This window comes from Halomarina halobia (genome assembly GCF_029338575.1).
Classification (GTDB): Archaea; Halobacteriota; Halobacteria; order Halobacteriales; family Haloarculaceae; genus Halomarina; species Halomarina halobia.
Genome location: NZ_CP119992.1, coordinates 2,515,939 through 2,530,861 on the forward strand (window position 1 = coordinate 2,515,939; position 14,923 = coordinate 2,530,861).

Annotated in this window: 10 protein-coding genes and 1 pseudogene; 7 read left to right on the forward strand and 4 right to left on the reverse strand. The window is 69.8% G+C overall.

Features of this window, described 5'->3' with window-relative positions; genetic code table 11:
* Positions 1-25 precede the first annotated feature (25 nt).
* Complete coding sequence (locus tag P1K31_RS13340; RefSeq protein ID WP_276303818.1) at positions 26-634, forward strand: L-threonylcarbamoyladenylate synthase; 609 nt, start codon at positions 26-28, stop codon at positions 632-634.
* A gap of 107 nt (positions 635-741) precedes the next feature.
* Here the strand turns inward: P1K31_RS13340 and P1K31_RS13345 are convergent, their stop codons facing one another.
* Positions 742-1,395 (reverse strand): CRISPR-associated protein Cas4, encoded by a 654-nt coding sequence (locus tag P1K31_RS13345; RefSeq protein ID WP_276303819.1) that lies wholly within the window; start codon positions 1,393-1,395, stop codon positions 742-744.
* Positions 1,396-1,722: 327 nt separating this feature from the next.
* A complete protein-coding gene (locus P1K31_RS13350) occupies positions 1,723-2,319 on the reverse strand; it encodes a sigma-70 family RNA polymerase sigma factor (protein WP_276303820.1) in 597 nt (198 codons plus the stop codon).
* Positions 2,320-2,421: 102 nt separating this feature from the next.
* Here P1K31_RS13350 and P1K31_RS13355 point away from each other — a divergent pair, with 102 nt between their 5' ends.
* The 4 genes and pseudogenes from P1K31_RS13355 (at position 2,422) to P1K31_RS13370 (ending at position 6,692) form a co-directional block, all read left to right on the forward strand.
* Entirely contained in the window at positions 2,422-3,003 is a 582-nt protein-coding gene (locus P1K31_RS13355; protein ID WP_276303821.1) for a biotin transporter BioY, read from the forward strand.
* Positions 3,004-3,007: 4 nt separating this feature from the next.
* Complete coding sequence (locus tag P1K31_RS13360; RefSeq protein WP_276303822.1) at positions 3,008-3,730, forward strand: energy-coupling factor ABC transporter ATP-binding protein; 723 nt, start codon at positions 3,008-3,010, stop codon at positions 3,728-3,730.
* Positions 3,631-4,431, forward strand: a pseudogene (locus tag P1K31_RS13365) (energy-coupling factor transporter transmembrane component T family protein); the annotation flags it as partial. The gene P1K31_RS13360 and the pseudogene P1K31_RS13365, both read left to right, overlap by 100 nt.
* Before the next feature lie 77 nt (positions 4,432-4,508).
* Positions 4,509-6,692 (forward strand): heterodisulfide reductase-related iron-sulfur binding cluster, encoded by a 2,184-nt coding sequence (locus P1K31_RS13370; RefSeq protein WP_276303824.1) that lies wholly within the window; start codon positions 4,509-4,511, stop codon positions 6,690-6,692.
* Between the two features lie 23 nt (positions 6,693-6,715).
* Here P1K31_RS13370 and P1K31_RS13375 read toward each other — a convergent pair whose 3' ends face one another.
* Complete coding sequence (locus P1K31_RS13375) at positions 6,716-7,174, reverse strand: spore germination protein GerW family protein (RefSeq protein ID WP_276303825.1); 459 nt, start codon at positions 7,172-7,174, stop codon at positions 6,716-6,718.
* A gap of 107 nt (positions 7,175-7,281) precedes the next feature.
* Entirely contained in the window at positions 7,282-11,004 is a 3,723-nt protein-coding gene (locus P1K31_RS13380; RefSeq protein WP_276303826.1) for a PAS domain S-box protein, read from the reverse strand.
* Positions 11,005-11,620: 616 nt separating this feature from the next.
* Between P1K31_RS13380 and hemB the strand changes: the two genes are divergently transcribed.
* The gene (gene hemB, locus P1K31_RS13385) at positions 11,621-12,619 is read left to right on the forward strand and encodes a porphobilinogen synthase (RefSeq protein ID WP_276303827.1); all 999 of its coding nucleotides are present in this window, start codon (positions 11,621-11,623) and stop codon (positions 12,617-12,619) included.
* Between the two features lie 317 nt (positions 12,620-12,936).
* Positions 12,937-14,604 (forward strand): ammonium transporter, encoded by a 1,668-nt coding sequence (locus P1K31_RS13390; RefSeq protein WP_276303828.1) that lies wholly within the window; start codon positions 12,937-12,939, stop codon positions 14,602-14,604.
* Positions 14,605-14,923 lie beyond the last annotated feature (319 nt).

The following is a 14,923-nucleotide window of genomic DNA, read 5'->3' on the forward strand; positions in this document are numbered from 1 at the left end:
TCGCGCCGCGCGCTCACCTCCGCTCATGAGCCACGTGTCCGAATCCGACCTCGACGCGGCCGCCGCCGCCGTCCGCGACGGCGAGCCCGTCGTCTACCCCACGGAGACGGTCTACGGCCTCGGCGCGGACGCGCTCGACCCGGCCGCCGTCGAGCGGGTGTTCGACCTGAAGGGGCGCGCCCGCGACAGGCCGATCTCGCTCGCCGTCCCCGACGTGGCCGCCGCTCGTCGGTACGCGCGCCCGACCGAGCGCGAACTGGACTTCATGCGCGCGTTCCTCCCCGGCCCCGTGACGGTCGTCGTGGAGCGCCGCGAGGCCGTGCCGGACGCGCTCACCGGCGGCCGCGAGCGTGTCGGCGTGCGGATCCCCGATCATCCGGTGGCGCTCGACCTGCTCCGCCGGGTCGCGCCGACGCCGGTCACGGCCACGAGCGCGAACCGCAGCGGCGCGGGGAGCGCCCGACGCGTCGCGGACGTTCACCCGACCGTCCGCGAGGGCGTCGCCGTCGTCCTCGACGACGGCGAGACGCCGGGGACCGAGAGCACCGTGGTGAACGTCTCCGCCGGGACGATCCACCGGCGCGGAGCGAACGCGGACGCGATCGAGGCGTGGCTGGCCGACCACCGGGGGTAGCGCCGTCGCGGGTGCGCGCGTGGTCTCGGACCACAGCGGTATCCTGCCCCGCTCCGGTACTCGAACCTACGCCGTGATCGCGTCGCCCTGCGCCGCCTCGCGCCGCGTCATTCCACGAGCGACCTGAGCGACTGCAGCGACCGGGTTCGAACGCCGCACTCCCCGCGGTGCTCGCAGGGTGCGCACTTGTCGCGGTTGCGCGTTCGCGGCGGCGGTCCGTCGAGGCTCGCGGCGGTGCGCACCGCCCGCCGGTACAGCCCCGTGCGGCGGGCGGTCAGTTCCACCTCGCGGACCACCCCGCGGGTCGGGTACTCGACGTAGGCGCGCTCGACCGGCGTCTCGCGCTCCCAGGCGAGCGCCTTCGCGGCGGCCACCGCCCGCACGGTCTGGGGCCGCCAGACGCCGCTCTCCGGCGGCGCGCCGGCCGAGACGATAGCGGGGGCGAGCGGCTCCTCGATCACCTTGTGGGCGATCCCGCGGGCCCGCCGGCCCTCGAGGAACGCGTCCCGGATCGGGGGGTCCGCGAGCGCCTCGAACGCGTCGACCCGGGCCTTCGACCGACCGAGCGCGACGCGGTAGGTCGTCGGCGAGCAGTCGATCGGCTCCGCCGCGAGGTCGGTCGCCGGGTCCAGCAGCTCCCGGTACCGAAAGGCCAGCTCGTGGCGCTCGTCGCGCTCGGGCGGGTCGGTGCCGTCCCGCCGGCGGTAGTAGAGCTTCCGCGGGCAGTAGGCGGCCAGCGCGAGGTCGGTGAACGCGTGCACGGGGTACTCTGGTCCCGTTCCGGTATTTGAATCTACGCCGCGATCACGTCGCGTCGGCCGGGGTCGTATCACGTCACGCCACGTCACGTTGTGTCGCCCGAGTCGTACCGCGAGTAGCGCGGGACTCGAAGAGTCCCGCGGACAACGCGAACGGCCGGCTCTGCTGGCCGTGAGCGAACGCAGTGAGCGAGCGGACGCGCCGAACCCTCGAAGGAGCGCCGAAGGCGCGACTGAGGGGGTGAGGAGCGGTTTTGAGCGAGCTTTTGCCCGGGAGCCGCGGCCGACCGCGAAGCGGGTCGGCCGCACGCGACCGCAGCAAAAGGTCGGCTAGAATGAAACGTCCGTCTCCATCCCGTCGGTCGCCTCCTCGAGGCCGTCCTCCTGGACTTCCTCGGTGTGCCCGGCGAGGTCGGCGTCGGTGAGCAGTTCCTCGAACTCGCTCCGGAAGCGGTCGTTGACGCTCCGCATCTCGATCCGCGTCTCGGCGACCGTCCGGTACTCTCGGACGGTCTCCTCGGGGACGCCGAGTTCGTCGGCGATCTCCGCGACGGTGTGCTCCTCGTCGACGAGCTCGCGCAGGCGCGGCAGTTCGAAGGGGGCGTCCAGCTCGCGCTCGCGGAGGAGGTGCAGGTCGTGACGCGCGCGCACGAGCGTCTCCCGACCGACCCCCACGTCGTCCGCGAGTCGGGCGTCGCTCTCACCGTCGAAGAACCCCCGGACGATCCGCCCCAGTTCGTCCGTCGAGAGGTCCGTCTCGAACGGAAACTGCTCGCGCATGCGCGCGATGATGGCGTCGATCCGGTCGTCGATCCGGTCCTCGTCCTCGGTGAGCGACCCGCGCGCCGCCTCCTGCTTTTCCGTCACGGTGTCCCCGTCGGTGACGTCGATAAAGATGTCGCGGAGTTCTGCGGTCTTCTCGTTCATTAGTGGCTGAAACTGAACGCCGGTCGGATACTTGAATCTACTGCCCGCGTGCGTCCGTCAACCGACGGGTTCAATGCAGTTGACGGATACGTGCGAGACGACATGAACACGAACGAAGGGACCGTCGACCTCGTCCCGGACGCGACCGTCGAGAACGTCGCGCGCGCGGCGCTGCTCGCGGCGCTCACGGGCGCGTTCGCGTACGTCGCCTTTCCGAACCCGGTGTCGCCGACCGACATTACGCTCCAGGTGCTCGGGGTGTTCCTCGCGGGCATCCTGCTCGGCCCCGTCTGGGGCGGCGTCTCGATGACGCTGTACCTCGTCGCGGGCCTGCTCGGCGCGCCCGTCTTCCTCGGCGGGTCGTCGGGCCTCGGGGCGTTCGTCGGCCCGACCGGCGGCTACCTCCTGTCGTACCCGATCGCCGCCGCCGCGATCGGCGCGATCGTCCACGGGGGGAGGGCGACGCGCGACCCGGGTTCGGTCGGCCTGCTCCGCCTCGTGGGCGCGATGGTCGTCGGGACGGCGATCATCTACGCGCTCGGGACCGTCGGGTTCGCCCTCGCGGCGAACGTCGGCCTCTACGAGGCGTTTCTCGTCTCCGCGGTGGCGTTCATCCCCGCCGAGGCGCTGAAGATGGCCGCCGCGGTCGGCGTGGTCCGCAGCGACGCCATCGCGGCGTCGTGAACGCGTGATCCGAACCCGCGACCTCGTCCACCGCTACGGCGAGGCGCGCGCACTGGCCGGCGTCTCGCTTGCGATCGACGACGGCGAGTTCGTCGTCCTCGCGGGGGCCAACGGTTCCGGCAAGACGACCCTCGTGCGCCACTTCAACGGCCTGCTCGAACCCGACTCGGGGACGGTGTCGGTGAACGGCCGGTCCGTCGCGGCCGACGTGGTCGCCGCCCGCACCGCCGTGGCGATGGTGTTCCAGGATCCACGCGAGTCGTTCGTCGCGGCGACGGTCGGCGCGGACGTGGCCTTCGGCCCGGAGAACCTCGGCCTGCCGCGCGAGGAGGTCGACCGCCGCGTGCGCGAGGCGCTCTCGGCGGTGCGGATGGACGGTCGCGGTGACGAGCGGATCGACGCCCTCTCGGGCGGCGAGCAGGCCCGGGTCGCCATCGCCGGCGCGCTCGCCATGGAACCCGACCACCTCGTGCTCGACGAGCCGTTCGCGGGGCTGGACTGGCCGGCGCGCGAGGCGGTCGAGGACCGCCTCGTCGCCCTCCACGGGGACGGGACGAGCGTCGTCGTCGTCACCCACGATCTCCGGGACGTGGCCGCGCACGCGGACCGGGTGGTGGCGCTCTCCGGGGGCCGCGTCGCGCTCGACGGGCCGCTCGACGCGGTCCGGGACCGCCTCGCCGACGTCGGCGTCAGACCGCCCCCTCGCCGGTCGTCCGCGGAGCCGTGACGACGTACGCGCCGGGCGGGACGCTCGCCCACCGCCTCGATCCGCGGACGAAACTCGCGGTCCAGGCGGGCTTCGCCGCCGCCGCGGTCGCGCACACGACGCCGCGGGGGCTGGCGATCTGCACCGCGGTCGCCGCCGTCGCGCTGGGGGCCGCGCGGCTCTCGCCGCTGTCCGCGCTCTCCGACCTCCGGGCGCTCCTCCCGTTTCTCGTCCTCGCCCCGCTGGTGCAGGGGCTCGCGCTCGGCCCGCCGTGGTTCGTCCCGTCGGACGCCTACGCCCCGGCGCTGGCGAGCTATCGCGTCCTGCTCGTCGTGCTCGTCAGCGCCGCCTACGTCCGGACGACGCCCGTGCGCGAGTCGCAGGCCGCGGTCCAGTGGCTGGTCCCCGGCAAGCCCGGCCGCGTGCTCGCGCTCGGCGTCGGCCTCGTCTTCCGCCACGTCGCCGTCCTGCGGGGCGACCTCCGGCGCTCCCGGCGCGCGATGGACGCCCGCCTCGGCGGCGAGCGACCGCTCGCGGATCGGATTCGCCTGTTGGCGACGGCGGGCCTCGCCCGGTCGCTCGGTCGCACCGACGCGCTCTCGCTCGCGATGCGGGCGCGCTGTCTCTCGTGGAACCCCACGCTCCCCCCGCTTTCCCTCGGCCCGCGCGACGCCCCGGTACTGGCGCTCGCGTGTGGACTGTTCACCTGGGCGATCGTCTGAGGTAACGTCGGAAAAAACTCCCCGCGACGTGGATACCGTTGGTAAGACTTAACCCCGTGCTTCGTTGCTGATAGGATATGACATACCCGTTGCAGGCGGGGACGGAGGTGACGCGCGAGACGTTCTGGCTCATCGGGCCCGTCGGTGAGCTGATATTCTACTACCTCGCCGTCCTCACCATCGTCGTGTTCCTGTGGGGCGTCTATCGGCGCTTCGCCCGCTACTCGCGGGGGAGCGCGGACGCCTTCGACCGCCTGAACGACCTGCCCGGGCGCGTCGCGCGCGCCGCGAAGATCGTCGCATCGAACGAGAAGCAGTTCAACCGCGACTTCGTCGGCGGGGTGATGCACGCGTTCATCCTCTGGGGGTTCCTGACGCTGCTCATCGGGACGACCATCCTCGCCGTCGACATGGACCTCTGGACGAAGGGGCTCGGACAGGCGTCGTTCTTCGTCGGGGACTTCTACCTGTCGTACTCGCTGGTGATGGACGCGATGGGCCTGCTGTTCGTCGTCGGCCTCGGGGTCGCGCTCTACCGCCGCTACGTGGTCAACGTGGACCGGCTCTGGGGGAAGCACACCAGCTGGGAGGACGACTTCCTCGTCTGGACGCTGTTCCTGCTCGGCGTCGGCGGCTACGCCGTCGAGGGGATCCGCATCCTCGGGACCGGCTTCCCGTCGTTCGAGACGGTGAGCTTCGTCGGCTGGTTCGTCGCGGACGTGTTCGCGATCGCCGGCGTGGACGAGGCGACGGCGCGGGCGGTCTATCCCCTCGCCTGGTGGTCGCACGCGCTGCTCGCGTTCGTCTTCATCGCCGCGATCCCGTACGCGAAGCCGTTCCACATGATCTCGAGCTTCGCCAACGTGGTGACGCACGACGAGCGGGCGGGAAAGCGCCTGCCCGGCATCCCCGTGGACTTAGAGCACACGAACGCGGAGGACATCGACGACTTCAGCTGGAAGGAGCTGCTCGACCAGGACGCCTGCACGAAGTGCGGTCGCTGTTCGTCGGTCTGCCCGGCGAAGGCGTCCGGCCGCCACCTCGACCCGCGCGACGTCATCCTCGACCTCAAGAGCTACCGCGAGTCCCTCGACGCGGGCGGCGAGGAGCGGCCGATCGTCGCGGACGGCGGCGGCGTCATCGACACGGTGACGATGGAGTCCTGCATGGCCTGCATGGCCTGCATGGACGCCTGCCCGGTGGACATCGAGCACCTCAACTCCTTCACCCGGCTGAACCGCCAGATGACCGACGAGGGAGCCATCAGACCGAGCATGCAGGACGTCTTCCAGAACGTGATGCAGAAGGGCAACACGTTCGGCGATCCCGCGCGCAAGCGCGCCGACTGGACCGAAGAGCTCGACTTCGAGATCGCGGACGCCCGCGAGGAGCCGGTCGAGTACCTCTGGTACGTCGGCGACTACCCGAGCTTCGACGACCGCAACAAGCGGGTAGCCCGATCGCTCGCGACCCTCTTCGAGCACGCGGACGCCTCCGTGGGCATCCTCTACGACGACGAGGTGTACGACGGAAACGACGTCCGCCGGGTCGGCGAGGAGTTCCTCTTTCTCGAACAGGCGGGGACGCTCGTCGAGTCCTTCGAGGCCTGCGAGTTCGAGACGCTCGTCTGCACCGACCCCCACTCCTACAACACGTTCAAGAACGAGTACCCGGACGTCGACTTCGAGGAGTTCGCGGACGACCCCATGATGGACTTCGACGTCGACGGACGCTGGAACGCTGACGGCGAGATCGAGGTGTATCACTACACGCAGGTCGTGGCGGAACTCGTCGCCGAGGGACGGCTCCCCCTCGATGGGACGGAACTCGACTACACCGTCACCTACCACGACCCGTGTCACCTTGGCCGGTTCAACGACGTGTACGAGACTCCGCGGAACCTCGTCCGGGCGACCGGCTGCGACCTCCACGAGATGCCGCGCAACCGCGCCAACTCCTTCTGCTGTGGCGGCGGCGGCGGCGGCCTCTGGATGGACTTAGAGGAGGACTCGAAGCCGAGCGAGGAGCGCCTGCGCGAGGCGCTCTCGGACACCGACGCCGGTGCGGCCGTCGAGAAGTTCGTCGTCGCCTGCCCGATGTGCATGACGATGTACGAGGACGGTCGCAAGACCGGCGGCTTCGAGGACGAGATCGAGATCGTCGGCCTCTCGGAGCTGCTCGCCGAGGCCGTCTCGACGCACGACGGCGCGACCGCCGCCGGCAGGGAGGCCGACCGGTCGGCCGCGCCCGCCGACGACTAGAGTCTCCCTCCCCTCCCGTCTCTCTACGACCGCCGACGCCGCAGCGCCGCGCCCGCGAGGACGCCGAGCAGGAACGCGCCCGCCAGGCGTCGGCGGTCCGCGAACCGCACGAACCGCACCCCGTCGTCGGTCACCTCAACGACGCCCAGCGGCGTCGCGCTGACGCCCCCGCCGCCGCCCCACCCCTCGCCGGGAGCGCCCGCCGCGTCGCCGGCCGTCCCGTCCCCGCCGCCCTCCTCATCCTCTCTCTCACCCTCACTATCGCCGCGCGCGCGTCCCGGTCCGTAGCCGCCGCCGAAGCCGAACGCGACGCGGGCCACGGGGATGACCGTCCGGTCGCCAACCTCCACGGGATCGGCGTAGACGGTCCTCGCGTTCGTCGCGTCGCTCAACTGTTCGACGAACCCGCCCAGGCGTTCGCGCAGGCCGGTCACGCTGTCGCTCGCCGCGCCGTCGCTCCCCGCGCTCTCCGTCTCCCCCATGCGTCATCTCACCGACTCGAATTGGCGGGCGCGACGGAAAACCGTTGCTCGACGGTACCGATTTCCGCGAGGTCGGAGCGCCGCTCTCCCGGCGCTGTGCGACGGGATCAGCGTCGAAGCGATCGCGGTTCGGCGAACAACGCCTCGAGGAGTTTCCCCTCCGCGAGCCGGATGTGCTGGTGGAACGTGGAGGCGGTCACGCCGAGGGAGGCGGCCACCTCCTCGCCGGAGCTGTCGCGGGGCCACTCGAAGAACCCCGAGTGGAAGGCGGCCTCGAGAGCGGCCCGCTGGTGTTCGGTCAGGCTCTCCGTGAAGGCCCGCTCGATCCGCTTCGGAGCCTCGTCGATGCGACTGACCTGTCGCTGCGCCAGCATCTCGATGTCGGGATACGCGCTCCGGATCGCCTCCGTGATCTCCCTCACCTCGACGCTCGGCAGGAGGTGGACGGTCATGTGAAAGTCGCCGCCCTCGATCGCCGCTTCCTCGACGTAGCCGCCGTGGGACGCGATGACCGACACGACGGGCGGCTCGGAGAGGCGCAGTTCGAACGCGACGTCGCCGAACTCCTCGCTCAGGACCGTCACGTCCGCCCAGTGGGGGAGCCGTTCGACGAGCGCCTCGAGGAGCGCCACGGCGTCTTCGGGCGCGGTTCCGTACTCGAGGTACGTCCCGTCGCCGACTGGGACGGTGCGATCGAACGTGATCGGCCCGTCGAGCGCCGTCGAAACGTCGGTGCCCTCGGAAATATTGCGGAGGAGAAACTCGATCTCAACGATCTCGTCGCCCATGAGCGCCCGCTTGCGGTCGACCGCCGCGATGGCGTGGCCGACGACCTCCCCCAGGTGGCTCACCACCTCGCGCTCCTCGTCCGCCAAGGCGTCCGTTCGGAGCGCGTAGACGCCGAGGATCCCGTAGAAGGTCTCCTCGTGGACGATGGGGAGCACGGCCACCGACCGGTACCCGTACTCCTCGGCGTAGTCGCGCCACGGCTCGAAGTCGGGGTCGGCGAACACGTCGTCCACGATCTGGATCTCCTTCGTCCGGACGGCTCGGCCGATCGGTCCTCGCCCGGTCGGATCGTCCGAGTCGATAGAGACGGGGATCCCGTCCACGTATCCGTCGACGCCGGCCTCCACTCGCGGTCGTATCGACCGGCCCTTCGAGTCGGCCTCGGCGATCCAGGCGAACCGGTAGGAGTCGGACCCGGCCAGTCGCTCGCAGACCGTCCGCTCTATCTCCTCGCGGGTCGACTGCCGGACGAGCGCCTCGTTGATGTCGCGAACGACCGCGTTCAGGTCGTCGAGCGCCGCGAGCCGTTCACGCTGTCGTTCGAGTTGCCGCTCGCTTCGCTTCCGCTCGGTGATATCGCGCGTCACGCCGACGCGCCCGTACCGCTCCCCGTCGATCCGATACGGGCCGAACTTCGTCTCGGTCGGAACGGTCTCGCCCTCGGCCGTCCGGAGGTCCAGTTCGACGGACGCCCGCTCGCGCTCGCCGCCTACCATCTCCCCGTTCAGCCGACGGAACTTCTCGTTGATCGCGTCGCCGTGAACGCGCGAGACGCGCTCGCCGAGCAGCTCCTCGGGTTCGTACCCGAACATGGAGGCGTACGCCTCGTTGACCAGCGCGAACCGGTCGTCCCCGTCGACCGCGTAGACGCCGTCCCAGATCGTTTCGACGATCCGTTCGTACTGCTCGAGTTCGCGCTCGCGCCGCTTTCGGTCCGTCACGTCCTGGGTCATGACCATCCCCGCGAACACGTTTCCGTCCTCGTCGGTCACGGGGCGCGTCCACGCCTGGAACTCCCGGCCGTTCCACTCGAACTCGTACGAGTTCGTCTCGCCGTCGAGTGCGGCGGCGTAGTACCGCTCCACCAGCTCGCGCGTCTCGGGGTCGGGAGCGAGGGTTCCGACCCGACGCCCGACGAGTTCGTGCGTCGGAACCTCGTAGTCGTCGAAGACGGTCCCCTCGAGGAGGGTGTACCGCAGGTCCGTGCCGAACAGCGCAACGCCCCCGTTGGGGAAGTGTTCGGCGAGCGCACGGTGGCGACGCTCCGATCTCTCGAGCGCCCGCTCGCGTTCCTTGCGCTCCGAGAGGTCGCGTACAACGCCGACGGTTCCTCGGAACTCCCCGTCGGCGGCGGGGAGGGCCGTGAACCGACTCTCGGCGGGAAGTCGATCGCCGTCGGCGCACAGGAGTTCGGCTTCGAGGGTCTCGCTTTCGCCGTTCGCCGCGGTCATTTCCCGCGAGAGAGCCGCAGCGTCGGCCGAGGTCTCCTCGCCGCCGACGAGCGAACAGTGCGCGCCGAGCAGTTCGTCGCGGCCGTAGCCGGTCATCCCGGCGTACGCCTCGTTGACCGCCGTGAAGCGATACTCCTCGTCGAGGACGTAGACGCCGTCGTCGATGGTCTCGACGATCGTCTCGTATCGTTCGAGGTCGCGTTCGCGCTCCTTGCGCTCGGTCACGTCGCGGAAGTACACGGAGAGTCCCGTCTCTGACGGGTACGCGCGGACCTCGAACCAGCCGTCGAGCGGGGGGTAGTACTCCTCGAAGCTGACCGAGCGCTGGGTTCCCATCGCCCGCTCGTACTCCTCCTCGAAGGTCGAACCGACGGCTTCGGGGAACTCCTCCCAGACGCTGTTGCCGAGTAGTTCCGCCTCGGTCCTCTCGAGGAAGTGCTCGGCCCGCTCGTTCACGTACGCGAAGCGCCACTCGGTGTCCAGCGCGAAGAACGCGTCGTCGATCCGCTCGAACACCTCGTCCAACTCGCGTTCGAGATCCGCTCGCTGTCGCTCCAGCCGTCGGGCCTGATCCTCGATCCGAGTGACGTTCTCGGCGCTCATGACGACCCATCGGATCTCGTTCCCGTCGGCGTCGAGCGGGACCGCGTCGATCGAGAGCCACCGGCGTTCGCCGTCGGGCGTCTCGACCTGTCCACGCCAGTCGGAGACGCGCTCGCCCGTCTCGAACACCTGCATGTACGGGCGCTCCGCCGTCGGGACGTACGCGCCGGTCTCGTCGAACAGGTCCCAGTCGCCCACCGCGTAGTCGTCCGCGCTCGCATCGAACACTGAGAGCCGCTCGTCGATCCGCCTGTTCGCCTGGACGAGTCCCCCGTCCGGATCGACGACCGCGATGCTCGCCGGGGCGACCTCGAGGATTCGGTCGGTGACGTCGCGTTCGCGGCGGAGCTGCCTCTCGCGTTCGTGGCGCTCGGTCATGTCACGGGTCACCTTCGCGAACCCTTCGAGGTCGCCGTCGTCGTAGAGCGCGGTGATCGTCACGTTCGCCCAGAAACGCGATCCGTCGGCGCGGACGCGCCACCCCTCGTCCTCGACCGAACCGTCCTCGACGGCGCTCGCGAGGTTCCGCTCCGGGACGCCCGCCTCGACGTCGTCCTCCGTATAGAAGACCGAATAGTGTTCGTCGAGGATCTCCCCCCGGTCGTACCCCTTGATGCGCGCGGCCCCCTCGTTCCAGGTCCGCACGTGGCCGTCGGGATCGAGCATGAAGATCGCGTACTCCTCGATCCCCTCCACGAGCGTGCGGAAGCGGCGTTCCCGTTCGCGAGGCGGGCGCTCGCGCCCGGTGCGTTCCGCATCCGACGGCTCCACCGGACGCCACCAGACGCGGCCGCGAGCGCCGACCTTCTTCGTCCTGAGGTCGCCTCGATCGACGAGCCGCGTGAGACGATCGTAGGCGGCTCGCCGCCCGCATCCGAGTCCGTCCGCGACCTCGCTCGTGCTCAGCGGCGCGTGAGGAGACCCTGACTGCGTGAACACGGCGAGCGTCTCGTCGCGAATACCTCGGGTAGCGTCCCCGGAATCCATGTGAGTGGGGTGGACACCCGTCGCTACTAATGCTTCCGTTGACGGAACTGTGGTCGGTCATCGAACGATCCGCACGGGGTAGTAGTGTCGAGCCGAAAAGCGGACGCTGAAGGACCGTATTTCGACCGGACCTATCGCGGTCGGTAACTACCTCAAGGATTGGGCCGAGGACTGAGGTCTCTCGGAGACGGGGGCTAGTCGCAGGCCGAGGCTGGCTCCCGACCCCGCCGCTTCGAACGAGGCGGTGAACGCAGAACACAGGTGGGAAACGAGGTTCGGTCGTCGTGCTCACCCACGGGCTCCGAAGACCTCGACACAGGTGGGAATGGAGGGGAGAGCCGCAGCGGTGATCGCCCTCTCGTGTGCCAATCCGACTAGCGCGGGACGGTACGGGGTCTGCTCGCCTCGCACTGGACCGTGCGACTCTTCATGCGACGATCGTGAAGCCGCATCCCTGACGTAGGGCCCTCGGCGAACCACTGGCCCGGCCTCGCACGTAGTCCTTTCGCTGATCGATGCGACATAATCGTACTCGAACGAAACGTGACGTTCCCCGAGCGGCGCGCCGCCGCGACGGATGCGATAACGGCATGTTCCGGGAGCGTCGAGTGCGCCCATGGACCCTGTTCGCCGACCGCGCAGACTGCGCACCGACGGCGTCCGCCCGCTGGTGCGCGAGACGACTCTCTCGCCGAGCGACCTGATCGCGCCGGTCTTCGTGGACGCGACGACCGACGAGCGCGTCCCGATCGACTCGATGCCCGGCCACGAGCGCGTCCCGGTCGAGGAGGCGGTCGCGCGCGTCGGGGAGGTACGCGAAACGGGCGTCGAGGCGATCGTTCTGTTCGGCATCCCGGAGTCGAAGGACGCCCGGGGGTCGCGCGCGTGGGCCGAGGACGGCGTCGTCCAGCGCGCCGTCCGCGCGATCGCGGAGGAGACCGACGCCTACGTCATCACGGACGTCTGCCTCTGTGAGTACACGGACCACGGTCACTGTGGTATCGTGGAGGAGTCCGCCCGAGAGGATCCCACCCTCACCGTGAGAAACGACGAGACGCTCGACCTGCTCTCGCGGATCGCCGTCTCCCACGCCGAGGCGGGCGCGGACATGGTCGCACCGTCGAGCATGACCGACGGGATGGTCGGGGCCGTCCGCGAGGGGCTGGACGGGGCGGGCTTCGCCGACCTGCCGATCATGAGCTACGCCGCGAAGTTCGAGTCGGCGTTCTACGGGCCGTTCCGCGACGCGGCCGACGGCGCGCCCGCGTTCGGCGACCGGCGGCACTACCAGATGGACCCCGCGAACGCCCGCGAGGCGATGCGCGAGGTGCGCCTCGACGTCGAGCAGGGTGCGGACGTGCTGATGGTCAAACCCGCGCTCCCCTACCTCGACGTCGTGAGCGCGATCCGACGGGAGTTCGACCACCCCGTCGCGGCCTACAACGTGAGTGGGGAGTACGCGATGCTCCAGGCAGCCGCCGAGCGGGGCTGGCTCGACCTCGACGAGGTCGCCCGCGAGTCGCTGCTCTCGATCAAGCGCGCCGGCGCGGACCTGATCCTGACGTACTTCGCCGAGCGGATCGCGGAACAACTCCCCACCGACCGCGGGCGGTAACTCGGCAGCCGGAGGGGAGGGGGTAGATCCCGGCGCGCGCGACCGCGAACCGACCGCCTGGCAATATTTGCGTTCGACGTTCGTTCGGATTTCTGCCCCACGAACGGCTAATTTCTGAACGAAAGACAGCCTATTATCGATAATATTATTGGTAATTTTGGACGTTCGTGCCTGACAATGGGGGTAATTTTCCATATGTCAAGCAAGCGTTTATGTATCGTGATTCCGTGCCACTTCAACGTGAATTCGAAACACGTATTCGCGGAATACGCGGTAAAGTTGGGCGAAAGTCAATCCGACAGTCCGGGGGTGGTCGGATGATCCCCCTGCAGGCCGACCTGGCGACGATCGCCGAGAGCGTCAACGGCATCTGGGTGCTGACGGTGACCTTCCTCATCTTCTTCATGCACGCGGGCTTCGCGATGCTTGAGGCGGGGCAGGTCCGCTCGAAGAACGTCGCCAACCAGTTGACCAAGAACATGCTCACGTGGTCGGTCGGCGTCACGGCGTTCTTCCTCGTCGGCCAGGGCGTCGCGAACGTCGTCGGCGCGGCGGGCGGCTTCGAGTACGTCAACGACCCGAACGCGTGGGTCGGCTGGCTGTTCGGCGCGGTGTTCGCCATGACGGCCGCCACCATCGTCTCGGGGGCGGTCGCGGGCCGCATGAAGCTCCGCGCGTACGTCACCTACACGATCGTACTGGCGGCGGTCATCTACCCCGTCGTCCTCGGCTTCACGTGGGCCGGCGACGGTCTCCTCTCGGCGGCCGGGGCGCTCGGTTTCGGTGTCGGCTTCTCGGACTTCGCCGGCGGCATGATCGTCCACGGCATGGGCGGCGTCGCCGGGCTCACCGCGGCGTGGATCCTCGGCCCCCGGATCGACCGCTACAACGCCGACGGCGGCGCGAACGTCATCCCCGGTCACTCCATCACGTTCGCGGTGCTGGGGACGCTCATCCTCTGCTTCGGCTGGTACGGGTTCAACGTCGGCACCCAGGCGACCGTCCTCGACGCCGCCGACGGCGAGTACCTGGGCGCGGCGCTCGGTCGCGTCGCCCTCACGACCACCCTCGGCATGGCCGCCGGGGCCATCGGCGCGAGCGCCGTGTCGCTCGTCCGGACCCGGAAGGTGGACACGCTGTACGTCGCGAACGGGATGCTCGCGGGGCTCGTCGGCATCACGAGCAACACCGACGCCATCGTCTGGTGGGCCGCGCCGATCATCGGCCTGCTCGCCGGGGCGCAGCTCCCGCTCGTCTTCGAGTTCGTCGAGAAGCGCCTGCGGATCGACGACGTGTGCGCCGTCTTCCCGGTCCACGGGAGCTCCGGCATCCTCGGCGCGCTCCTCCTGCCGTTCTTCACGGTGGGCGAGGCCGGCGGCTGGGTCGTCAGCACGGAGCTGATCGTCCCGCAGTTCGTCGGCGTGGCCGTCATCGCCGGGTGGACGTTCCTCGCGACGGCGCTCGTCTTCGGCGGACTGAAGGCGATCGATCAGCTCCGGGTCACCCGCGAGCACGAGATCGACGGCCTCGACATCTCCGAACACGGCGTCGAGACCTACCCCGAATTCAACCTCGGCGACGAGCCGGTGGTGGCCGACGGCGGACGCATCCGCACCGACGGCGGCAGCCTTCCGAACGAGGGCGGCATCAAGCTCGTCATGGCGTACATCCGGCCGGACAAACTCGCCGACGTGAAGCGCGCGCTCGCCGAGGCGGGAGCTCCCTCGCTCAGCGTCACCAACGTCAGCGGGCGGGGCTCCCAGCCCGCGCGGACGAGCCAGTGGCGCGGCGAGGAGTACGTCGTCGACCTCCACCAGAAGGTGAAGGTGGAGTGCGTCGTCGCGGAGATCCCCGCCGAGACGGTCGTGGAGGCGATCCGCGACGCGGCCCGCACCGGCGAACCCGGCGACGGGAAGGTGTTCGTTCTGCCCGTCGAGGACGCCTACCAGATCCGGACGGGCGAGACGGGCGTCGACGCGGTGTAACACCACCTTTTGCTGCGGTCGTGTGGCGGCGACACGCTTCGCGGTCGCCGCCGACTCCCTGGCAAAATCTGGACCAAAACCCTCGTCACTCCCACCGCCGGACTCACGGTGCTCGTCCGGCGTGCTCCCGCTCGCCTCCGGCTCGCGGGAACTGCGGTCGCTCCTCGGTCCGCTCGTTCGGGCCTGCCGGCCCTCACTCGCGGCTGCTACGCTGGCGGCGGCGGTGGTAAACCGGCCTACCGCCCCGTACCTTTATAACCGAAAGCGGGGCCAGAGGCTCCCGTGATCTGACGCTCGTTGCGGGGTGTTTCGCGGTTGT

Excerpts from the sequence above, each read along its gene's own strand:
- P1K31_RS13350 (WP_276303820.1), bottom strand. The coding sequence starts at position 2,319 with ATGAACGAGAAGACCGCAGAACTCCGCGACATCTTTATCGACGTCACC.
- P1K31_RS13375 (WP_276303825.1), bottom strand. The coding sequence starts at position 7,174 with ATGGGGGAGACGGAGAGCGCGGGGAGCGACGGCGCGGCGAGCGACAGC.
- hemB (WP_276303827.1), top strand. The coding sequence starts at position 11,621 with ATGGACCCTGTTCGCCGACCGCGCAGACTGCGCACCGACGGCGTCCGC.
- P1K31_RS13380 (WP_276303826.1), bottom strand. The coding sequence starts at position 11,004 with ATGGATTCCGGGGACGCTACCCGAGGTATTCGCGACGAGACGCTCGCC.
- P1K31_RS13370 (WP_276303824.1), top strand. The coding sequence starts at position 4,509 with ATGACATACCCGTTGCAGGCGGGGACGGAGGTGACGCGCGAGACGTTC.
- P1K31_RS13355 (WP_276303821.1), top strand. The coding sequence starts at position 2,422 with ATGAACACGAACGAAGGGACCGTCGACCTCGTCCCGGACGCGACCGTC.
- P1K31_RS13390 (WP_276303828.1), top strand. The coding sequence starts at position 12,937 with ATGATCCCCCTGCAGGCCGACCTGGCGACGATCGCCGAGAGCGTCAAC.
- P1K31_RS13340 (WP_276303818.1), top strand. The coding sequence starts at position 26 with ATGAGCCACGTGTCCGAATCCGACCTCGACGCGGCCGCCGCCGCCGTC.